The sequence below is a fragment of the Amycolatopsis sp. SID8362 genome (assembly GCF_010550475.1).
GTDB lineage: Bacteria > Actinomycetota > Actinomycetes > Mycobacteriales > Pseudonocardiaceae > Amycolatopsis > Amycolatopsis eburnea.
Genome location: NZ_JAAGNB010001221.1, coordinates 1 through 19,393 on the forward strand (window position 1 = coordinate 1; position 19,393 = coordinate 19,393).

Below are 19,393 nucleotides of genomic sequence, written 5' to 3' on the forward strand. Positions count from 1 at the left end.
GGGAGCGGGCGCGGCCTGGCCGGGCTCCGCGAACGGGTCGGCGTCCTGGGCGGCGACTTCAGCGCGGGCCCGCACGGCGCCGCGTTCGTCGTGCGCGCCCGGATCCCCACCGGGGCCCGGGCGTGACCGCGCCGATCCGGGTCCTGGTCTGCGACGACCAGATGCTGATCCGCACCGGGCTGGTGACGATCATCGGCGCGCAGCCGGACTTCGAGGTGGCCGGCGAGTGCGGCGACGGGAAGACCGCCGTCGAGCTCGCCGGCCGGCTGCGCCCGGACGTCGTGGTGATGGACGTGCGCATGCCGGTGCTCGACGGCATCGAAGCCACCCGGCTGCTGGCCGGGCCCGGCGTCGCGCATCCGGTCAAGGTGCTCGTGCTGACGACGTTCAACCTCGACGAGTACGTCTACGAAGCCCTGCGCGCGGGCGCCAGCGGGTTCCTGCTCAAGGACGCGCCGCCGGAGCACCTGCTGCACGGCATCCGGACCGTCGCCACCGGCGCGGCGCTGCTCGACCCGGAGGTGACGCGCCGGCTGGTGGGACGGCACGCCGCCCGGATCCGGCCGGCCGGCACCGCGCCCGAGCACCCGCTGACCCCGCGCGAACTGGAGGTGCTCCGCCTGATCGCGGACGGCCTCTCGAACGCCGAAATCGCCGCGAAGCTGTTCATCAGCCCGGAAACCGTGAAGACGTTCGTCTCGCGGATCCTCACCAAGCTCGACCTCCGCGACCGGGTGCAGGCGGTCGTCTACGCCTACCGCCACGGCCTGGTCACCTGACGCGCCGCCGGCGCGGGCCCCCCGAAGGCCCGCGCCGGCGGGTCTCACATGTGGACGGCGCCGGGAGCGGCTTCGCCCTTCGGGACGCCCGGGCGCAGCAGCAGGCCGCTGAGCACCGCACCGGCCGCGAAGATCACGGCCGCCCAGGTGAACGCCGTCGTGTAGCTCTCGATCGACGCCTCGGCCACCAGCTGCGGGGTCGGGACCTTGCCCGCGAGGTACGCCGTGGCCGCGTTGCCCGCCAGCGTCGACAGCAGCGCCGTGCCGATCGAACCGCCGACCTGCTGCATCGTGTTGACCGCCGCCGACGCGACACCCGCGTCGTGCGCCTCGACGCCGAAGGTCGCGACGCTCATCGCCGGCGCCATCGCCAGGCCGATGCCGAAGCCCATCACCAGCAGCGGGCCGAGCACGCCGGAGGTGTAGGTGCTGTCGAGGCCGATGCCGCTCAGCCAGAACAGGCCGACGGCGGCGATCGCCATGCCGGTCGGGACCAGCGGCCGCGGGCCGAAGCGCGGCAGCAGCACGGCCGTCGCGGTGGTGGCGGCCAGCATCAGCGTCGCGACCATCGGCAGGAAGCCGACGCCGCTCTCGATCGGCGTGAACTTCAGGTTCTGCTGCACGTAGAACGTCAGGAACAGGAAGATCGCGAACATGCCGATGGCGAGCAGGAACATCGCCAGGTACGAGCCGCCGCGGTTGCGGTCGAGCAGCACGCGCAGCGGGAGCAGCGGGTGCGAGACGCGCTGCTGCAGCCACACGAACGCGCCCAGCAGCACCACGCCGGCGGCGAGGAAGCCCCACACCGAGACCGCCGACCACGAGTCCGACTCGGCGTTCGCGAAGCCGTAGACCAGGGCGAACAGACCCGCGGACGCCGTGATCGTGCCGGGCAGGTCGAGCTTCGGGCGCGGGCCGTCGGACTCCTGGCGGCGCAGCAGGATCGAGCCGCCGATGAAGGCCACGACGGCGAAGATGATGTTGACGAACATGCACCAGCGCCAGTCGAGGTACTCGGTCAGCACGCCGCCGAGCAGCAGGCCGATCGCCGCGCCGCCACCGCCGATGGCACCGAAGACGCCGAACGCGCGACCGCGCTCCTTCGGGTCGGTGAACGTCGTCGTCAGCAGCGAAAGCGCGGCCGGCGCGAGCAGCGCGCCGAACACGCCCTGTGCCGCGCGCGCGATGAGCAGCATCTCGATGTTGGCGGCCGCGCCCCCGAGCGCGGACACCGCGGCGAAGCCGGCGAGGCCGACCAGGAACGCGTTCTTGCGGCCGAAGAGGTCCGCGAGCCGCCCGCCGAGCAGCAGCAGGCTGCCGAACGCGAGCGCGTACGCGGTGACGACCCACTGGCGCGCGTCGTTGGAGAACCCCAGGTCGACCTGGGCGGACGGCAGCGCGATGTTCACGACCGTCGCGTCCAGCACGACCATCAGCTGCGCGATGCCGATCATCACCAGGATCAGCCATCTCCGGCTGTGGTGGGGGTTCTCGGCGGCGCGCGCGTCCCCCGGCGGCGCGACGGCGAGAGTGGATTCGGACATGGGTGTCCCCTCACTGGGCGTGATCAGGAAGCTATGTGGAGTAGGTATCTCCCCTTACGCGACCCAAGGTACACACAAACCGGAGATGGTGCCTCTACTTGACGCGTTAGACTGGCCGGTATGGCACGGGACCCTGGTCCCGCCGCACCGGCGCGGCCGCTGCGGCGTGACGCTGAACTCAACCGCCGTCGCATCCTGGCGTCGGCCCGCGTGGTGTTCGGCCAGCGCGGGCTCGAAGCCACGCTGGACGACATCGCGCACCACGCCGGCCTCGGCGTCGGCACCGTCTACCGCCGGTTCCCCAGCAAGGAACACCTGGTCGAGGCCATGTTCGCCGAGCGCATGGAGGAAATCGGCGATCTCGCCGAGGAAGCGCTGAAGGCCGAAGACGCGTGGCAGGCGTTCGTGGACTTCACCTGGAAGTCGATCGAGCTTCACTCGGGCGACCGCGGCCTGCGCGAGATCATGCTGTCCAACAAGTTCGGCCACGAGCACGTCGCCGAAGAGAAAGCCCGCATGGTGCCGTTGATCACACGGCTCGTCGAACGGGCCCAGGAGGCGGGCGGCCTGCGCGCCGACTTCTCCCCGACCGACATCCCCCTGCTGCACATGATGATCGGCTCGGCGATCGAGTTCACGTCCGCGGTGGAGCCGGACCTGTGGCGCCGCTGCCTCGCGATGCTGCTCGACGGCCTGCGCGCCGAGCCGGGGAAGCCGTCGAAGCTGCCCCGGCCGCCGCTCGGGGTGGACGAGGTGGACGAAGCGATGTCCTGCTGGCGCCCGTGAGGACTTCGGTCACTCGGACGGGATGACCGCCCACAGGATCAGGTAGGCCACGAACTGCGGCCCGGGCAGCAGGCAGGACAGCACGGCCAGCAGCCGGACGGTGCCGGGCTTCATGCCCCAGCGCTGGGCGAGGCCCGCGCAGACGCCGCCGAGCATGCGGCCGTGGCGGGGGCGGGACAGGCGGCGGGTGACCGGTGCGCTCATCGTCGTTTCCTTTTCCTCGAAGTTCCGATGAACCCACTTCACCACCGCGCCACCCGCCGCCGCATCGCTCGCGGGAAGGACAGCTCCCTTAGGGGACGGTAAAGCCGAAAAACATTCGTAAGTCCGGGAAATCCCGGTCGTCCGGCGGCGAATCCGCCTGAACTGCGGGTTTGCCGCCGGTGGTGCCGAAAACACTGAGAGATGTCCCCGTCAGGGCTGGTTTTTCCGGCCGATGTGGTGATACTTGCACCCCGTGTACCCGCGTTCGAAAAGCTTGGCCGTCGCGATGTTCTGCGCCCTGCTCACCGCGGCGTGCTCGACGACGCAGGCGGCGGCGCCCGACCAGTCCGGCCCGTCGCCGCTGACGGCGTCCGCCGCGCTCGGCGACTTCGGCACGGTCGACTACTGCAGCCTCCTGAACGTCGCCGCCGTCGCGCCCGGCGCGGTCGCCGTGCCGACGTTCGAGTCCTGCCAGGCCGCGCGCGGCGCGCAGACGATCCGGCTCGGGCCGCTGGCGTTCGACTCCGACCCGAACATCAAGCCGTACGACTACCCCGGCCCGGTGCCCGACGGCGTGGCGGTCCAGCAGTCGATGTTCAACGACCGCAGCGCGTGCACCCGCGCGATCACCTTCGCCGACGGCAACCGGATCGACCTGACGGTCACCGACACCGCGACCGACCAGGCCGCGCGCTGCGGCGTCGCGGACGCCACCGTCGGCTCGGCGCTGACCGCCATCACTGCGGGCAAGGTCGGCAGGCTGACGTTCCCGGACCGCTCGTGGGGGCGGGTGGCGCCGTGCGTGCTGCTCGACAGCCACGACCTCGACGCCGCTGCCGGCCCGGGCAGCCGGCCGACGACCGGCCTGTCCGGGCACAGCTGCATCCGCGGCAAGGTCAGCCTCGCGCTGACGGTGGAGACGACGCCGCCGTCCGCCCCACCGGAAACCCTCGGCGGCCGCCCGGCCCGGGTCCGCACCGCGGGCGCGTTCTGCCTGGTCGACACCACCCAGCCGGCGCCGGGCCTGCCGGGCCGCCGTGAGCTGGCGGAGATCAGCGTGGTCGAAACGGCGGGCACGGCCAACGACGCCACCTGCGCACTGGCCCGCACCGCCGCGACGTCGATCCTCCCCCGCCTCCCGACGCCCTGAAAGCCGTGAAGGCCTCCTTACCGGCTTTAATGCCCGGTAAGGAGGCCTTCACGGACTTGCGGCTCAGTCCTCGTAGGTGAGGTTCTTGCCGTTCGAGGGGTCGAACAGCTTGATCTTGTCCGCGTCGTACCAGACCTCGAGGTCCGCGTTCTCCGTCGCCGCCGACTCGGCCGACAGGCGGGCCACGATCTGGGACTCCGCGCCCGGGACATCGGACGAGCCGCTGTCCGCGGCCAGTTCCGCCAGTTCCTCGGACGTCGCCGTTTCGCCCTCCACCGTGAAGTGGGCGAACTTCTCCGAGCCCATCGACTCGAGCACGTCGATGTGCGCGGTGAACGTCCCGCCGCCGCTCTTGTCGGCGACCAGGGCGGCGTCCTCGAAGTGCTCCGGCCGGATGCCGACGATCAGCTCGCGCGGGGCGTCGGCCCGCTCCACCAGCCGGCGGACGCGGTCGGTCAACGGCGTCGTGCCCAGCGCGCTGCGCAGCTCGTTGTTCTCCAGCGTCGCCGGGACGAAGTTCATCGACGGCGAGCCGATGAACCCGGCCACGAACAGGTTCGCCGGGTTGTCGTAGAGGAACTGCGGCGAGCCGATCTGCTGCACGTACCCGGCCCGCAGCACCACGACCCGGTCGCCCAGTGTCATGGCCTCGGTCTGGTCGTGCGTCACGTACAGCGTCGTGGTGCCGAGCTGCTTCTGGATCTTCGACACCGACGTCCGCATCTGGCCGCGCAGCTTGGCGTCCAGGTTGGACAGCGGCTCGTCCATCAGGAACGCCTTGGGGCTGCGGACGATCGCCCGGCCCATCGCGACGCGCTGGCGCTGGCCACCGGAGAGGTTGGCCGGCTTGCGGTCCAGGTGCGCGGTCAGGTCGAGGATCGTCGCCGCCTCTTCGACCTTCGCCCGCACCGTCTTGTCGTCCACTTTGGCCAGCCGCAGCGGGAAGGCCATGTTCTCCCGCACGCTCATGTGCGGGTAGAGCGCGTAGGACTGGAACACCATCGCGATGTCCCGGTCCTTCGGGGCCTTCTCGTTGACGCGCTTGCCGTCGATGCGCAGCTCGCCCGAGGAGATGTCCTCCAGGCCCGCCACCATGTTCAGCGTCGTCGACTTCCCGCAGCCGGACGGGCCGACCAGGATGATGAACTCGCCGTCGGCGATGGTGATGTCCACTTCGGACACGGCGAGGGCGCCGTCGGGGTACTTCTTCGACACCTTGTCGAGCACGATCTCTGCCATAGCGCTACCCCTTCACCGCACCGGACGTCAGCCCCGCCACGATGCGACGCTGGAAGAACAACACGAACACAATGATCGGGATGGTGATCACGACCGCGGCCGCGCTCACCTGCCCGGTCGGGTCCTCGAACTGCGAGGACCCGGTGAAGAACGACAGCGCGGCCGGCACCGTGCGCGACGCCGTGGTCGACGTCAGCGAGATGGCGAACAGGAAGTCGTTCCAGCAGAAGATGAACACCAGGATCGCGGTGGTGAACACGCCCGGCGCGGCCAGCGGCGCGATCACCTTCCGGAAGGCCTGTGCCGGCGTCGCGCCGTCCATCTTGGCCGCTTTTTCCAGCTCCCACGGGATTTCCCGGAAGAACGCCGACAGCGTGTAGATCGACAGCGGCAGCGCGAACGTGATGTAGGGCAGGATCAGCCCCGGCCACGTGTCGAACAGCGCCAGGTTCCGCTCGATGTTGAACAGCGGCGTCACCAGCGACACCTGCGGGAACATCGCGATCAGCAGCGAAAGCCCGACCAGCAGCTGCTTGCCGGGGAACTCCAGCCGCGCGATCGCGTACGCGGCCATCGTGCCCAGCACCACCGCGATCACCGTCGAGATGACCGCGATGCCGATGGAGTTGACCAGCGCCAGCAGGAACTCCGAGGTCTGGAAGATGTCCGCGTAGTTCTGCCAGGTCCACGACTGCGGGATGAAGTACCCGTCGGTCAGCGTGTCCTTGGTCTTGAACGACAGCGAAACCACCCAGAGCACCGGCACCAGCGCGAACACCAGCACGAGGATGTCGACCAGGCCCCAGCGAAGCTTGCGGCCCGTCGTGACGGTTCCCATCACCATCAGCGCTTACCCCCGTCGTCCGAGCCAGGTGCGGCCGTGCCGAACACCTTGATGAAGATGAAGGCGATGATCGCCACGGTGATGAAGATCAGCACCGCCATCGTCGACCCGATCCCGAGGTTGAGCCCCTTGACCAGGTTGTTGTAGGTCTGCATGGAAACCGACCCGGTGTCCTGCGCGCCCGAGGTGAGCACGTAGATGTTGTCGAAGATGCGGAACGCGTCCAGCGTGCGGAACAGCAGCGCCACCAGGATCGCCGGCTTCATCACCGGCAGCATCACCTTGGTGAACCGCTGCCACGCGCTCGCGCCGTCCATCGCAGCGGCCTTGAGCAGGTCGTCCGGCACCAGTGCCAGGCCCGCCATCAGCAGCAGCGCCATGAACGGCGTGGTCTTCCACACCTCGGCGCCGATGATGATGAACAGCGACGGCCACTGCTGGGTGAGCGGTGCCGCGTCGGCGGCCAGCCAGTTCGCCAGGTAGCCGGTCTTCGGCGTCCACGCGTAGTACCACGAGAACGCCGCGACGACCGTGACGATGCCGTACGGGATCAGCGCGACCGTGCGCACCAGCCCGCGTCCGACGAGCGTCCGGTGCATCACCAGCGCCAGCGCCATGCCGAGGACGAACTCGATCGCCACCGACACCACGGTGAGGAACATCGTGGTGCCGAACGCGGTCCACCAGTACGAATTGGACAGCACGGCCCCGTAGTTGTCGAAGCCGACGAACTCCTGCTGCGCCGGGAACCGGAGGTCGTAGCGCTGCAGCGACAGCCAGATCGAGTAGAGGATCGGGTAGCCGGTGACCGCGATCATCACGATGAACGCGGGCGCGCACAGCCAGAGCCCGAGCCGCCGTTCGGCCTTCTTCCCTTCGGAGAGCGCGGGTTTGCCCTTCTTGTGGGACACGGGTTCCTGGGCGGCGGTGGCCCCCGCCGCGGTCGGGTCCTGGACGGTCACGGGATCACTCCCTTCGACTGGAGCGCGTCGTTGAGCTGCTCGCGAAGCTTGTCCGCGGTGGCCTTCGGGTCGATTTCACCGGGCGGGGAAAGGACTTTCGACATCACGGTCGACATGTTCTGGTACGCCGGGGTCAGCGGCCGCACCGCCGAGTCCTTGATGGCGTCGATGATCGAGTCGCGCATCGGGTACTTCAGCGCCATGTTCGGGTTGTCGGCGCTCGCCGGCTTCGACGGGTCGAGCGGCGTGTCGTTGTGGTACACCGATTCGATGGTCGGCGGGACGCCGTCGTTGATCGCCGAGAACTTCTGGTTCTCCGCGTTGCGCAGGCACAGCGCCGCTTCGAACGCCTCGGGCTTGTGCGCCGACAGCGAGCTGACGGCCAGGTCGTAGCCACCGATCGTGGTCTTGGCCGGCGTGCCGGCCTTCGCCTCGGGGTAGACGGCCCACTTCATGTGCGAGACGTCCTGCGGCTTGTCCTTGGCGTAGGAGGCGTAGACGAACGGCCAGTTGAGCTCGAACGCGGCGTCACCGCGCTGGAACGCCTGCCGGACGTCGTCCTCCTTCGAGTTGGTCAGCGACGGGTCGGTGATGCCCGACGACGCGACCTCCTTGAGCAGGGCCAGCGCCTGCACGGCGCCGTCGTCCATCACGACGGACTTGCCGTCGTCGGAGACGATGTGCCCGCCCATCGAGTTGACCAGCGTGTTGTAGAAGACGACGAGGCCTTCGTACTGCGCGCCGGTGAAGACGATGCTGTAGGGCTTGCCCTGCGCCTTCAGCTCCTTCGACTTCGCGATCATCTCCTGCCACGTCTTCGGCGGCGTCGGCGTGATCCGGTCGTCGTACCAGAGCAGCTGGACGTTGGTGTTCTTCGTGGCCGCGTAGAGCTTCCCGTCGTAGGTCGCCGTTTCCAGCGGTCCCTGCAGGACGCCCTGCGTCGCCTCGGCCTTGTTCTGGTCCTTCCACTCCTCGATCCACCCGGCTTCGGCGAACTCCGAAACCCAGGTCACGTCGAGGCCGAGGACGTCCATCGCGTTGTCACCCGCGGCGAGCCGCCGCGCCATCTGCAGCCGCTGGTCGTCCGCGCCGCGCTGCAGTTTGTTGTAAACGATCTCGTAGCGCCCGCCCGCCGCCTGGTTGCAGTTGTCGACGACTTTCTGGAAGCTGTCCTCGGGCGCGTAGTAGACGTTGATCTTCAGCCCACCGCCCGATCCGCAACCGGCCAGCAGACCGGTCACCAGTGCCCCTGCCCCCAGCAGGACCGCGGCACGGCCGGGCGAGCGTCCCCGTTCGCCCGCGCCGATCCTCTTCCCCATAAGGCCTCCTCACCCGCGTGCACGCCGGTTACCGCGGTACCCGGTGGGCACCGCGACGCGATGAGGCGAACCGCGCCAGCACCCCGACGTGCTAGTGCTCGGGTGGCCGCGCTGGTTGGGCGAGGCCGCCCGACTGGTGTCGGACAACTTATGCCGGGCGATCACACCCCGCAAGCAGTATCGGTAACGATTCAGCCCACCGCGCGCCGAATCGTGATTTTTCGCTGGTAGTGGCGAGGTTTTTAGGGGTTCCGATTCAGGGGTTCGGCTTGAGCGCGAGCTTGGCGAGCAATTCGCGCCCCTGTTCGGCGGAACGCGGCTGGCACAGCACGTCGTACCGGCCGGCGACGAGCTGGCTCGCCGAGGAGAAGTCCCGCCGCCCCCGCGACATGCTGTACCCGATGGCGGCGAACATCAGCCCGGACAGCACGCCGAGCACCAGCCCGGTGAGCAGCTGCAGCGCGAAGCCCTGGTTGACGAACAGCCCCAGCAACAGCCCCGCGAACAGGCCGAACCACGCACCGGACACGGCGCCGGTGCCGAGCACGCGCCCCCAGGACAGCTTCCCGATGACGCGTTCGACGAGCATCAGGTCGACGCCGACGATGGTGACGTCGGAGACGGAGAACTCGCTGTCGGCGAGGAAGTCGACGGCCTGCTGCGCCTCGCCGTAGGTCGCGTACGACCCGATCGGCCAGCCGGTCGGCGGAGTCGGCAGCCGTGGCAGGTTGCCGGGCGCCCGGTTCCCGCCGAAGGGACTACTCACCATCATCACCTGCGCACTCGTGGGTCTCGGGCGTCCATCTTGTCAAGAACACCCGAACGGTGCGAGCCGCTTACCCCGAAAGGCCGGGCGCCCGGCCATGTCGACAAGTCGCTTCGCACTTTCCCTGATTAAGTTACGTCCATGGGGCCTCCGAACGCATCTTTCTCGCCGAAAGTGGCGGCCTCAGGAACGGGACTTGTACTCGCGCAGGAGGCCGCGGCTGATGATCGTCTTCTGGATCTCGCTTGTGCCCTCGCCGATCAGCAGGAACGGGGCTTCGCGCATCAGGCGCTCGATCTCGTACTCCTTCGAGTACCCGTAGCCGCCGTGGATGCGGAACGCGTCCTGCGTGACCTCCGCGCAGTACTCCGAGGCGATCAGCTTGGCCATGCCGGCTTCGACGTCGTTGCGCTCGCCCGAATCCTTCAGGCGTGCCGCGTTCACCATCATCAGGTGGGCTGCTTCGACCTTGGTCGCCATCTCGGCCAGCTTGAACGCCACGGCCTGGTGCTCGGCGATCGCCTTGCCGAACGTCTTGCGCTGCTGGGCGTACTCCACCGCCAGCTCGAACGCGCGGATCGCGATGCCGCACGCCCGCGCCGCGACGTTCACGCGGCCGACCTCGACGCCGTCCATCATGTACGCGAAGCCCTTGCCCGGGGCCTCGCCGAGGACCATGTCCGCGCCGATTTTGTAGCCGTCGAAGACCGCTTCGGTCGTGTCGACGCCCTTGTAGCCCATCTTGTCGATCTTGCCCGGGATGGTCAGGCCCCGTGCCACCTCGCCGAAGCCCTCCGGCTTCTCCACGAGGAACGTCGTCAGGTTCTGGTGGGCCTTCTCGGCGCCTTCGTCCGTCTTGACGAGCAGCGCGATCAGGTTGGACGAGCCGCCGTTCGTCAGCCACATCTTCGAGCCGTCGATGACGTAGCCGTCGCCGTTCTTGCGGGCGCGGGTCTTGATCGCGGCGACGTCCGAGCCGAGGTCGGGCTCCGACATCGAGAACGAGCCGCGGACCTCGCCGGTCGCCATCCGCGGGAGGAAGTGCTGCTTCTGCGCCTCCGTGCCGTGGCGGGAGATCATGTGCGCCACGATGAAGTGGGTGTTGATCACGCCGGACACGCTCATCCAGCCGCGCGCGATCTCCTCGACGACCAGCGCGTACGTCAGCAGCGACTCGCCGAGCCCGCCGTACTCCTCCGGGATGGTGATCCCGAACAGGCCCATCTCCTTCATGCCCTCGACGATGTCCGCCGGGTAGGTGTCGGAGTGCTCGAGCTCCTGCGCGTGCGGGATGACCTCCTTGTCCACGAACTGGCGGACGGTCGCGAGGATCTCCGACTGCACGTCGGTGAGGCCGGCGGTCTGGGCGAGACGGGCCATCACGGCTCCCTTTCCGGAATACGACGCCGCTCCCGGCGCTGGGTTACCGGTGAGTATGACCGGAAAAGCCGGACCCTGCTATGAGGGCGCTCACGATTCCCGCCGTAGAGTGCGGCGCGGAGGGGAGCACCATGACGTATCCGCAGGACCCGAACAACCCGTACGGCCAGCAGCAGTACGGCTACCAGCAGCCCGGTTACCCGCAGTACCCCGGCTACCCGGGCTACGCCGGCGGGTTGCAGCAGCCTCAGGAGGGCTCGGGCCTCGCCGTCGGGTCGCTGGTCTGCTCGATCCTCGGGCTCGTCCTGTGCTTCGCCGTCGGCATCGCGGGCATCATCATGGGCCACATCGCGTACGGCAAGGCCAAGCGCGGCGTCGCCGACGGCCAGGGCATCGCGCTGGCGGGGATCATCATCGGCTACTGCGCGGTCGCGCTGAACATCGGGCTGTTCGCCTTCTTCATCGGCATCGGCGCCTTGGGCGCCTGGCGCTAGCCTTGGCTTCCCGCACGCACCGAGGGGACCCGTCATGACCGACCCGTCCGGGGACAAGGACCGTCCGGCCGCCGATCCGACCGTGGCCTACGACCCGCCGCCGCCCGCGGACCCGCCGTCCTACGAGCCGGCGACGTACGACCCGCCGGCGGGCGACGCCACGCTCGCCGACACGACGGTCGCGGAGACTCCTGCCGCGCCCGAGCAGCCCGGCCCGTTGCCGCCCGGCTCGTTCGAAACGCCGGCCGCGCACATCCCCGGCACGCCCTACGCCGCCCCCGGCCAGCCGGTCTACACGCCGCCCGCCTACCCGCAGCAGCCGTACGCGCAGTACCCGTCGTACGTGACGCCGCCGCAGTACGCGCCGTACGGCCGCGTCGCCCGCGGGCAGGACAACGCGCTGGCGATCGGCGCGCTGGTCTGCTCGATCCTCGGCTTCTGCTCCGGCGTCACGGCGATCGCCGGGCTGGTCATGGGCCACATCGCGCTGAGCAAGTCGAACCGCGGCGAAGCGGGCGGCCGCGGCTTGGCCACGGCCGCCGTGATCGTCGGCTACGTCGTCGTCGCGCTGTGGGTCGGGTTCTTCACCACGTTGATCGTGCTGAGCGCGAACGGGCAGCTCACTTAGTCCGGCAGGACCGCGTCGCCCGGGCTGCGCGGCGCCGGGGTCGCGTGGCCGTTCACCTCCGGCTTCGCCTCGGCCGGCGGTTCCGGCGGCGCGGGCTTCGGGGTCTGGGCGTCCAGGAACCGCAGCAGCTCCACCGGGAACGGCAGCACCAGCGTCGAGTTCTTTTCCGACGACACCTGCACGACGGTCTCCAGCAGCCGCAGCTGCAGCGCCGAAGGGGTGTCGGCCATCGTCCTGGCGGCCTGCGCGAGCTTGTGCGACGCCTGCAGCTCGCCGTCGGCGGAGATGACGCGCGCGCGTCGTTCCCGCTCCGCCTCGGCCTGCCGCGACATCGAGCGCTTCATCGCCTCCGGCAGCGCGACGTCCTTGATCTCGACGCGGTCGATGTGGATGCCCCAGTCCAGCGCGGGGCTGTCGATCATCAGCTCCAGGCCCTCGTTGAGCCGCTCGCGGTTGGAGAGCAGGTCGTCGAGGTCGCTCTTGCCGATGATCGAGCGCAGCGACGTCTGCGCGACCTGGCCGACCGCCGACCGGTAGTCCTGGACGTTGACCGCCGCGACGATCGGGTCGATGACCTTGAAGTAGACGACCGCGTCGACCCGGACCGTGACGTTGTCGCGGGTGATGCCGTCCTGGGCCGGGATCGGCATGGTGACGATCTGCATGTTGACCTTCTGGATCCGGTCCGCGAACGGCACCAGCACCGCCAGCCCCGGTTCCCGCACCTTCGCCCGCACCCGGCCGAACCGGAAGACGAGCCCGCGTTCGTACTGCTTCACGACGCGCACGCTGGCCGCGAGCCAGGCTCCGCCCGCGACGACGACCGCGCTGAGGACCTCCACCACCATGGCTGCTCCCCGGGGTTGCGTTTTCCCCTGAAAACCCAGCGTACGCCCGCCGCGACCGCGACGAAACGCGCTGGACGGGACTGCCAGGCTGGGGTGGTGACCGATCTTCGCGTGCCGCCGCTGTTCGCCGCCCGCGCGCCCCGGGTGCTCGGCCCCGAGGCCGTCCCGTGGCTGGCGGGCCTGCCCCGGCTCGCCGCCCGGTACGCGCGCGAGTGGGGCCTGGCGTTCGAGGGCGAAGCGATGCACGGCTACGTCGGGGTGGCGCAGCCCGCGCGCCTGCCCGATGGCACGCCGGTGGTGCTGAAGCTCGGCTGGCGCGACGAAGAGTCGGCCGACGAGCCGCTCGCACTGTCCACATGGGCCGGTCGGGGTGCGGTGCTGCTGCTGGAGTCCGCGCCCGAGGACGGCGTCCTGCTGCTCGAACGGCTCGACCCGGACCGGACCCTGGACGACCTCCCGCTGCGCGAAGCGATCCCGCTCATCGGCGGCCTCGCGCGGCGGCTCACCGTGCCCGCGCCGTCGTCGATGCGGCGGCGGCTGCGCACCGAAGCCGGGCGCCTCGCCGAGGAGCTCCCCCGCCGGTGGGCCGAACTCGGCGAGCCGTTCGAGAAGCGGCTGGTCGACGACGCCGTCGCGATCTGCCGCGAGCTGGGCCCGGGCGCGGGTGAGCTGCTGGTGAACGAGGACCTGCACTTCGAGAACGTCCTCGCCGGCACGCGCGAGCCGTGGCTGGTGATCGACCCCAAGCCGCTGGCGGGCGACCTCGAGTGGGGTGTCATCCCGTTGTTCTGGAACCGCTTCACCGAGTCCACACTGGACGAACGGTTCGCGCTGATCGTCGCCTCGCACGAGCTGGACGCCGAACGCGCCCGCGCCTGGACGCTCGTGCGGGCCGTGCAGAACTGGATCTGGATGGTCGAGGAGCTCACCGAGACCGGCGAGGACAGCGACGACCCGGCCTTCGTCACAGTGGCGGAAATCGCCCCCTGGGCGGCCAGCCGATAGTGTCAGCTCCATGGCCGCGGTCAACAGGGTTTTCGCAGCTCAGCTGTCCGGCTTGCCGGTATTCGGGCCGGACGGCGAGTCGATCGGGCGGGTCCGCGACCTGGTCGCGGGGCTGCGGCTGGACGCGCAGCCGCCGCGGATCCTCGGCCTGGTCGTCGAGCTGAGCACGCGGCGGCGCGTCTTCGTGCCGATGCTGCGGGTCACCGGGATCGAGCCGACCGCCGTGACGCTCGCCACCGGCTCGGTCAACATGCGCCAGTTCGTCCAGCGGCCCAACGAGGTCCTGGTGCTCGGCCAGCTGCTCGACGCGCACGCCACGCTCACCGCGTCCGGCACCCGGATCACCGTCGTCGACGCCGGGATGGAACCGACCCGCACCCGCGACTGGGTGCTGGCCAAGCTGGCCATCCGGGAGCGGCGGAGCGGGCTGGGCCGGCGCCGCTCGGCGATGCAGGTGCTGCCGTGGCCGGAGGTCTCCGGGCTGGGCCTGGCCGACCTCGGCGCGCAGCCCCAGGGCGCCGGCCAGCTGCTCATGCTGTTCGACACCATGCGCCCGGCCGACATCGCCGCGACCGTGCGCGACCTGCCGCTCAAGCGGCGCCACGAGGTCGCCGACGCGATGGACGACGAGCGCCTCGCCGACGTCATCGAAGAGCTGCCGGACGACGACCAGAAGGAACTGCTGGCCTATCTGGCCGAGGAGCGCGCCGCCGACGTCCTCGAGGCGATGAACCCCGACGACGCGGCCGACCTGCTGGCCGAGCTGGCCCCGGCCGACCAGAGCCGGCTGCTGGAGCTGATGGAGCCGGAGGAGTCCGCGCCGGTCAAGCGGCTGCTGGAGTACTCGTCGGACACCGCGGGCGGTCTGATGACGCCGGAGCCGGTGGTGCTCACCCCGGACACGACGATCGCGGAGGCGCTGGCCCACATCCGCAACCCCGAGCTGCCCCCGGCACTGGCCAGCATGGTGTTCGTCTGCCGCCCGCCGACCGCGACGCCGACCGGGCGCTACGTCGGCGTCGTCCACTTCCAGCGCCTGCTGCGCGAGCCGCCGGCGGAACTGGTGGCCAGCGCCGTCGACACCGGGCTGCCGCCGCTGAAACCGGGCGCCTCGCTGGCCGAGGTCACGCGGTACTTCGCGGCGTACAACCTGACCTGCGGGCCGGTCGTCGACACCGAGGACCACCTGATCGGCGCGGTGACCGTCGACGACGTCCTCGACCACCTGCTGCCCGAGGACTGGCGCGAGACCGGGCTGCACGACACCTTGGAGGAACACCGTGCCTGAGCTGACTCCGGGACGGCGGCTCGACCAGCCCCGCGGCCAGACCCGGTTCAGGCTGAACATCGACCCCGATTCGTTCGGCCGGTTCACCGAGCGGATCGCGCGGTTCCTCGGCACCGGGAAGTACCTGTTCTGGCAGACGCTCATCGTGATCGTCTGGATCGTGCTGAACCTCACGGCGCTTTCGCTGCAGTGGGACCCGTACCCGTTCATCCTGCTCAACCTGGCCTTTTCGACCCAGGCGGCGTACGCGGCGCCGCTGATCCTGCTCGCGCAGAACCGCCAGGACGACCGCGACCGCGTCTCCCTCGAGGAGGACCGGAACCGGGCGACCCAGACGAAAGCCGACACGGAGTACCTGGCCAGGGAGCTGGCGGCGCTGCGGCTGGCGGTCGGCGAGGTGGCGACGCGGGACTACCTGCGCAGCGAGCTGGACCGGCTGCGGGAGGACCTGGACGCGAAGCCCAGGAAGCCGCGCACTCCTACCGGCTCGTAACATGGGTGGCGTGACCAGTACGCAGCAGCTCCCCAGCGTCGACGATGTCCGCAGCGCGCTGAAGAGCGTGCAAGACCCGGAGATCCGGAAACCCATCACGGACCTGGGGATGGTCAAGGACGTGGTCGTCGGCGACGACGGTGTCGTGACGGTCGGGATCTACCTGACGGTCGCGGGCTGCCCGCTGAAGGCGACGCTGACCAACGACACGAAGGAAGCCGTCGCGAAGCTCCCCGGCGTCGTCGACGTGCGCGTCGAGCTGGACGTCATGAGTGACGAGCAGCGCTCCGAGCTGCGGAAGTCCCTCCGCGGGGACGCGGCGGAGCCGGTGATCCCGTTCGCGCAGCCGGGCTCGATGACCCGCGTGTACTGCGTGGCCTCGGGCAAGGGCGGCGTCGGCAAGTCGTCGGTCACGGTGAACCTGGCCGCGGCGATGGCCGCGCGCGGGCTGTCGGTCGGCGTCGTGGACGCGGACATCTACGGCCACTCGATCCCCCGCATGCTGGGCGCGCGCGAGAAGCCGACCAAGGTCGACACGATGATCATGCCGCCGCAGTCCCACGGCGTGAAGGTGATCTCGATCGGCATGTTCACCCCGGGCAACACGCCGGTGGTGTGGCGCGGCCCGATGCTGCACCGCGCGCTGCAGCAGTTCCTGGCCGACGTGTTCTGGGGCGACCTGGACATCCTGCTGCTGGACCTGCCGCCGGGCACCGGCGACATCGCGATCTCGGTGGCCCAGCTGATCCCGAACGCGGAGATCCTGGTGGTCACGACGCCCCAGCAGGCGGCGGCCGAGGTGGCCGAGCGCGCGGGCGCGATCGCGCTGCAGACCCGCCAGCGCGTGGCGGGCGTCATCGAGAACATGTCGTGGCTGGAGCAGCCCGACGGCTCCCGCCTGGAGATCTTCGGCGCCGGCGGCGGCCAGACGGTGGCCGACTCGCTCACGAAGTCGATCGGCTCCGAGGTGCCGCTGCTCGGCCAGGTCCCGATGGACCCGCGCGTGGTCGCCCAGGGCGACGCGGGCACGCCGATCGTGCTGTCCGAGCCGGAGGCCCCGGCGTCGGTGGTGCTCGGCGACGTGGCGAAGAAGCTCTCGGTCCGGGCCCGCGGCCTGGCCGGGATGATGCTGAACGTGACCCCGGCCGGCCGCTGACCTCAAGCGCCCCAAGGCCACATTGGGGGGTTCTCAGTAGCCGCGCTGGGGTTCGGTCAGGAGCAGGGATTGCCTCGTGACCGGTCACCCACATCGGCGGCGTCGTGGCGGGCTGCAATGTAGTGAATGACTCATTCATGTCGTCGGACGACATGAATGAGTCATTCACTACATCTCGGGTCAGGGTTCCGGCAAAGTCGGCGGGCGCCGCCGAGGGCGCTTGAGAAGTGCGGGCTACGTGGCGTCCGGGTCGATCGGCGGGCGCTCCCCCGGCTTCAGCGGTTCCGGCGCCGCCTGGGGCTGGCCGACCGTCGTGCCGTTGGTTCCGTTCGTCCCGTTGCTGCCGTTCGTGATGCCCTTGAGGCCCAGCGGGTCCGCGTCACCGTCGAAGAGGTGCTGCGTCACCACGCGCTTGGGGTCGAAGTTGCGCAGCCCGCGCAAGTCTTCGAGGGGCTTGCGGAGCTGGTCGAACTCCGGGCCCATCTCCTCGCGCAGCTGTTCACGGGCGCCGGTCGCGAAGTCGCGGACCTTCTTCACGCTCTTCGCCAGCCAGGAAGCCGCCTCGGGGAGGCGTTCCGGGCCGAGGATGAAGAGACCGGCGATGATGAGGACGAGGATTTCGCCCCACCCGACGCTGTCGAACACCAGTCAACCTCCGCAGCTGAACCTACCCGGCCAGGGTACCCGCAGGCCGCCGTGCGCCGGCAGGCCGAACGCGGGAACTCAGTCGGAAGCCAGGGTTACGTCCACGACGAAGCTCGCGCCGTCGCGGGCCAGTGACACCGGGACCACTTCGCCGACGTCGTGCGCGCGGACCGCGACCGTCAGCTCCGCGGAGTCGCGGACCAGCCGGGAGCCGATCTTCGTGATCACGTCGCCCTCCTTGATGCCCGCGTTCGCGGCCGGGCCGCCGGGGGCGACGTTCTTCACCTGCGCGCCCATCGTGGACGAGCCGGCGACCGTCGAGGACGCGTTGATGCCGATGTCCGCGTGCCGGACCTTGCCGTCCTTGATCAGCGATTTCGCGATCTTGATCGCGTAGTCGCTCGGGATGGCGAAGCCGATGCCGATGCTGCCGCCGTCCGCGCTGGACGAGCGGATCGACGAGTTGATGCCGACCAGCGCGCCGGTGGCGTCGACGAGCGCGCCGCCCGAGTTGCCGTGGTTGATCGCGGCGTCGGTCTGGATGGCCTCGTAGGTGACCGGCGGGGCGCCGCTGTCGCCGCCCGCGGTGATCGGCCGGTTCAGCGCGCTGACGATGCCCGCGGTGACGGAGTTCTGCAGCGCCAGCGGCGAGCCGATCGCCATCACGGTGTCGCCGACCTGCAGGTCCGCGGACTTGCCGATCTGCAGCACGGTCGGGTTGGTGACGTTCACCTTCACGACGGCGAGGTCGGTCTTCTGGTCGGCGCCGACGAGCTTGGCCTCGGTGCGGGTGCCGTCGACGAAGATCGCGGTGACCTTGACGCCCGGGTCCGCGGCGGCGGAGGCGATCACGTGCTCGTTGGTGAGGATGTAGCCCTGCGGGTCGATCATCACGCCGGAACCCTGCTCGCCGGACTCGGCGCCGGGCTTGAACACCTCGAGCGAAACGACGGCGGGCGCGACGCGCTTGGCGATCTCGGCGACCGAACCGGCCGGGCGTTCCTTGGCCGCCTCGGCCTCGGCGATCGTGGCGGACCCGGTGAGCTCGGTGCCGGTGTCGCCGACCCACCAGCCGACGAACCCGCCTGCCGCGCCGACGAGCAGCGCGACGACCCCGAGCAGCGCGAGCGCCTTCGGCTGCACCCGGCGCCCGAAGAGCACCTCGGGCAGGCTGAGCAACGCCCCCGGCGGCCGCTTGGCGGGCTTCTCCTCGTCCTCGGCGGCCATCGCGGGCCCGGCCAGCACCGCGCCGGCGCCGGGATCGCGCCACGGATCGCTGGTGCTGTTCCACAGCGGCGGATCGGCCTGCTTCGGATCACCGGTCGCTTCGCGCGGCCGTTCGAGCAGCACGCCTTCGGCACCTGGCGGCCGCCGGAAGGCTTCGGCGAGTGACTCGGGCGCGGGCGGCGCGAGGTTGACGCCGTTGGCCCGCTGCGGGGTGTAGAGCTTGTCGAACGCCCCGTCGACACCCTGCGGCCGCCCGAACACGGCGGCCTGTGCCGGATCGACGGCGGGCCGCGCGAGCGGCCGCGGACCCAGCCGGTCGGCATCGCGCGCGCCGGGCTGCTCGGGATTCACGTTCGGCTCGGTCATCATTCCCCGGTGCAGAAGATCAGGTGGCTGGGCGTGACGATACCCAAGCCCAGTGCTCCGAGTCTGCCGGTCCGCCGGTGAAGTGGCTGTTTCTTGGGCCGTGGGCGGTCCGGCACGACAAAGGCCGCCAGGAGGATTTCCTCGCGGCGGCCTCGGTCAATCGGTTCAGCGAATCCCCGCGGGTACCACAGCGGCCGTGGTGGTCGGCGGAACCGACGTCGGCGCCTGCTGCGGGGGCACCGCCAGCTGGGCCGGGAGCAGGTTCGCCGG

20 protein-coding genes and 1 pseudogene are annotated in these 19,393 nt (G+C 70.1%); 10 read left to right on the forward strand and 11 right to left on the reverse strand.

Translation table 11 applies throughout. The annotated features are described in order from the left end of the window. Together G3I65_RS57765 and G3I65_RS37980 are read left to right on the forward strand one after the other, a co-directional pair. A pseudogene (locus G3I65_RS57765) lies at positions 1 to 126 on the forward strand (two-component sensor histidine kinase); the annotation flags it as partial. Next, complete coding sequence (locus tag G3I65_RS37980) at positions 123 to 779, forward strand: response regulator transcription factor (protein ID WP_125307087.1); 657 nt, start codon at positions 123 to 125, stop codon at positions 777 to 779. The pseudogene G3I65_RS57765 and the gene G3I65_RS37980, both read left to right, overlap by 4 nt. A gap of 44 nt (positions 780 to 823) precedes the next feature. On the opposite strand, the gene G3I65_RS37985 is transcribed toward G3I65_RS37980, so the two are convergent. Then, positions 824 to 2,323, reverse strand: a complete 1,500-nt coding sequence (locus G3I65_RS37985; protein WP_160700375.1) for an MFS transporter — start codon at positions 2,321 to 2,323, stop codon at positions 824 to 826. 120 nt (positions 2,324 to 2,443) lie between these two features. Here G3I65_RS37985 and G3I65_RS37990 point away from each other — a divergent pair, with 120 nt between their 5' ends. Then, on the forward strand, positions 2,444 to 3,109 hold the full coding sequence (locus G3I65_RS37990) for a TetR/AcrR family transcriptional regulator (protein ID WP_160700376.1): 666 nt from the start codon (positions 2,444 to 2,446) through the stop codon (positions 3,107 to 3,109). Between the two features lie 9 nt (positions 3,110 to 3,118). Here G3I65_RS37990 and G3I65_RS37995 read toward each other — a convergent pair whose 3' ends face one another. After that, positions 3,119 to 3,313 carry a PspC domain-containing protein gene (locus tag G3I65_RS37995; RefSeq protein WP_086858888.1) on the reverse strand — a complete coding sequence of 65 codons (195 nt, stop codon included), beginning with the start codon at positions 3,311 to 3,313 and terminating at the stop codon, positions 3,119 to 3,121. Between the two features lie 286 nt (positions 3,314 to 3,599). On the opposite strand from G3I65_RS37995, the gene G3I65_RS38000 reads away from it, so the two are divergent. Further along, positions 3,600 to 4,463, forward strand: coding sequence for a hypothetical protein (locus G3I65_RS38000; RefSeq protein ID WP_160700390.1), 864 nt, complete (start codon positions 3,600 to 3,602; stop codon positions 4,461 to 4,463). A 63-nt stretch (positions 4,464 to 4,526) separates the two neighbouring features. Here G3I65_RS38000 and G3I65_RS38005 read toward each other — a convergent pair whose 3' ends face one another. The 6 genes from G3I65_RS38005 to G3I65_RS38030 form a co-directional block, all read right to left on the reverse strand. Beyond that, positions 4,527 to 5,702, reverse strand: a complete 1,176-nt coding sequence (locus G3I65_RS38005; protein ID WP_160700377.1) for an ABC transporter ATP-binding protein — start codon at positions 5,700 to 5,702, stop codon at positions 4,527 to 4,529. Positions 5,703 to 5,706: 4 nt separating this feature from the next. Next, a complete protein-coding gene (locus tag G3I65_RS38010) occupies positions 5,707 to 6,546 on the reverse strand; it encodes a carbohydrate ABC transporter permease (RefSeq protein ID WP_160700378.1) in 840 nt (279 codons plus the stop codon). Beyond that, entirely contained in the window at positions 6,546 to 7,508 is a 963-nt protein-coding gene (locus G3I65_RS38015; RefSeq protein WP_160700379.1) for a carbohydrate ABC transporter permease, read from the reverse strand. Before G3I65_RS38015 ends, G3I65_RS38010 begins: the two co-directional genes overlap by 1 nt. Beyond that, positions 7,505 to 8,827 carry an ABC transporter substrate-binding protein gene (locus G3I65_RS38020; protein ID WP_160700380.1) on the reverse strand — a complete coding sequence of 441 codons (1,323 nt, stop codon included), beginning with the start codon at positions 8,825 to 8,827 and terminating at the stop codon, positions 7,505 to 7,507. The genes G3I65_RS38015 and G3I65_RS38020 overlap by 4 nt, the downstream gene beginning before the upstream one ends. A 256-nt stretch (positions 8,828 to 9,083) precedes the next feature. Continuing rightward, a complete protein-coding gene (locus tag G3I65_RS38025; RefSeq protein ID WP_163046823.1) occupies positions 9,084 to 9,599 on the reverse strand; it encodes a general stress protein in 516 nt (171 codons plus the stop codon). 177 nt (positions 9,600 to 9,776) lie between these two features. Then, positions 9,777 to 10,973, reverse strand: a complete 1,197-nt coding sequence (locus G3I65_RS38030; protein ID WP_160700381.1) for an acyl-CoA dehydrogenase family protein — start codon at positions 10,971 to 10,973, stop codon at positions 9,777 to 9,779. Between the two features lie 131 nt (positions 10,974 to 11,104). Between G3I65_RS38030 and G3I65_RS38035 the strand changes: the two genes are divergently transcribed. Together G3I65_RS38035 and G3I65_RS38040 are read left to right on the forward strand one after the other, a co-directional pair. After that, positions 11,105 to 11,467 carry a DUF4190 domain-containing protein gene (locus G3I65_RS38035; protein WP_160700382.1) on the forward strand — a complete coding sequence of 121 codons (363 nt, stop codon included), beginning with the start codon at positions 11,105 to 11,107 and terminating at the stop codon, positions 11,465 to 11,467. Between the two features lie 34 nt (positions 11,468 to 11,501). After that, complete coding sequence (locus tag G3I65_RS38040) at positions 11,502 to 12,095, forward strand: DUF4190 domain-containing protein (RefSeq protein WP_160700383.1); 594 nt, start codon at positions 11,502 to 11,504, stop codon at positions 12,093 to 12,095. Here G3I65_RS38040 and G3I65_RS38045 read toward each other — a convergent pair. Further along, positions 12,092 to 12,943 (reverse strand): slipin family protein, encoded by an 852-nt coding sequence (locus G3I65_RS38045; protein ID WP_160700384.1) that lies wholly within the window; start codon positions 12,941 to 12,943, stop codon positions 12,092 to 12,094. The two genes, G3I65_RS38040 and G3I65_RS38045, sit on opposite strands and share 4 nt — an antisense overlap. A gap of 93 nt (positions 12,944 to 13,036) precedes the next feature. Here G3I65_RS38045 and G3I65_RS38050 point away from each other — a divergent pair, with 93 nt between their 5' ends. Genes G3I65_RS38050 through G3I65_RS38065 form a run of 4 tightly spaced genes read left to right on the forward strand, consistent with a single transcriptional unit; the run spans position 13,037 to position 16,885 of the window. Further along, positions 13,037 to 13,948 (forward strand): aminoglycoside phosphotransferase family protein, encoded by a 912-nt coding sequence (locus G3I65_RS38050; protein WP_160700385.1) that lies wholly within the window; start codon positions 13,037 to 13,039, stop codon positions 13,946 to 13,948. 10 nt (positions 13,949 to 13,958) lie between these two features. Next, positions 13,959 to 15,236 carry a magnesium transporter MgtE N-terminal domain-containing protein gene (locus G3I65_RS38055; protein WP_160700386.1) on the forward strand — a complete coding sequence of 426 codons (1,278 nt, stop codon included), beginning with the start codon at positions 13,959 to 13,961 and terminating at the stop codon, positions 15,234 to 15,236. After that, positions 15,229 to 15,729 carry a DUF1003 domain-containing protein gene (locus G3I65_RS38060; RefSeq protein WP_160700387.1) on the forward strand — a complete coding sequence of 167 codons (501 nt, stop codon included), beginning with the start codon at positions 15,229 to 15,231 and terminating at the stop codon, positions 15,727 to 15,729. Before G3I65_RS38055 ends, G3I65_RS38060 begins: the two co-directional genes overlap by 8 nt. A gap of 10 nt (positions 15,730 to 15,739) precedes the next feature. Next, on the forward strand, positions 15,740 to 16,885 hold the full coding sequence (locus G3I65_RS38065; RefSeq protein ID WP_163046824.1) for an Mrp/NBP35 family ATP-binding protein: 1,146 nt from the start codon (positions 15,740 to 15,742) through the stop codon (positions 16,883 to 16,885). Between the two features lie 234 nt (positions 16,886 to 17,119). Here the strand turns inward: G3I65_RS38065 and tatB are convergent, their stop codons facing one another. Together tatB and G3I65_RS38075 are read right to left on the reverse strand one after the other, a co-directional pair. Then, positions 17,120 to 17,530 carry a Sec-independent protein translocase protein TatB gene (gene tatB / locus G3I65_RS38070; protein WP_160700388.1) on the reverse strand — a complete coding sequence of 137 codons (411 nt, stop codon included), beginning with the start codon at positions 17,528 to 17,530 and terminating at the stop codon, positions 17,120 to 17,122. 78 nt (positions 17,531 to 17,608) lie between these two features. After that, positions 17,609 to 19,126, reverse strand: coding sequence for a trypsin-like peptidase domain-containing protein (locus G3I65_RS38075; RefSeq protein WP_166641090.1), 1,518 nt, complete (start codon positions 19,124 to 19,126; stop codon positions 17,609 to 17,611). Positions 19,127 to 19,393: the final 267 nt, after the last annotated feature.

Excerpts from the sequence above, each read along its gene's own strand:
- G3I65_RS38040 (WP_160700383.1), top strand. The coding sequence starts at position 11,502 with ATGACCGACCCGTCCGGGGACAAGGACCGTCCGGCCGCCGATCCGACC.
- G3I65_RS37985 (WP_160700375.1), bottom strand. The coding sequence starts at position 2,323 with ATGTCCGAATCCACTCTCGCCGTCGCGCCGCCGGGGGACGCGCGCGCC.
- G3I65_RS38025 (WP_163046823.1), bottom strand. The coding sequence starts at position 9,599 with ATGATGGTGAGTAGTCCCTTCGGCGGGAACCGGGCGCCCGGCAACCTG.
- G3I65_RS38020 (WP_160700380.1), bottom strand. The coding sequence starts at position 8,827 with ATGGGGAAGAGGATCGGCGCGGGCGAACGGGGACGCTCGCCCGGCCGT.
- G3I65_RS38035 (WP_160700382.1), top strand. The coding sequence starts at position 11,105 with ATGACGTATCCGCAGGACCCGAACAACCCGTACGGCCAGCAGCAGTAC.
- G3I65_RS38000 (WP_160700390.1), top strand. The coding sequence starts at position 3,600 with ATGTTCTGCGCCCTGCTCACCGCGGCGTGCTCGACGACGCAGGCGGCG.
- G3I65_RS38045 (WP_160700384.1), bottom strand. The coding sequence starts at position 12,943 with ATGGTGGTGGAGGTCCTCAGCGCGGTCGTCGTCGCGGGCGGAGCCTGG.
- G3I65_RS38030 (WP_160700381.1), bottom strand. The coding sequence starts at position 10,973 with ATGGCCCGTCTCGCCCAGACCGCCGGCCTCACCGACGTGCAGTCGGAG.
- G3I65_RS38055 (WP_160700386.1), top strand. The coding sequence starts at position 13,959 with ATGGCCGCGGTCAACAGGGTTTTCGCAGCTCAGCTGTCCGGCTTGCCG.
- G3I65_RS37995 (WP_086858888.1), bottom strand. The coding sequence starts at position 3,313 with ATGAGCGCACCGGTCACCCGCCGCCTGTCCCGCCCCCGCCACGGCCGC.
- G3I65_RS38010 (WP_160700378.1), bottom strand. The coding sequence starts at position 6,546 with ATGGTGATGGGAACCGTCACGACGGGCCGCAAGCTTCGCTGGGGCCTG.
- G3I65_RS38005 (WP_160700377.1), bottom strand. The coding sequence starts at position 5,702 with ATGGCAGAGATCGTGCTCGACAAGGTGTCGAAGAAGTACCCCGACGGC.
- G3I65_RS38075 (WP_166641090.1), bottom strand. The coding sequence starts at position 19,126 with ATGATGACCGAGCCGAACGTGAATCCCGAGCAGCCCGGCGCGCGCGAT.
- G3I65_RS37990 (WP_160700376.1), top strand. The coding sequence starts at position 2,444 with ATGGCACGGGACCCTGGTCCCGCCGCACCGGCGCGGCCGCTGCGGCGT.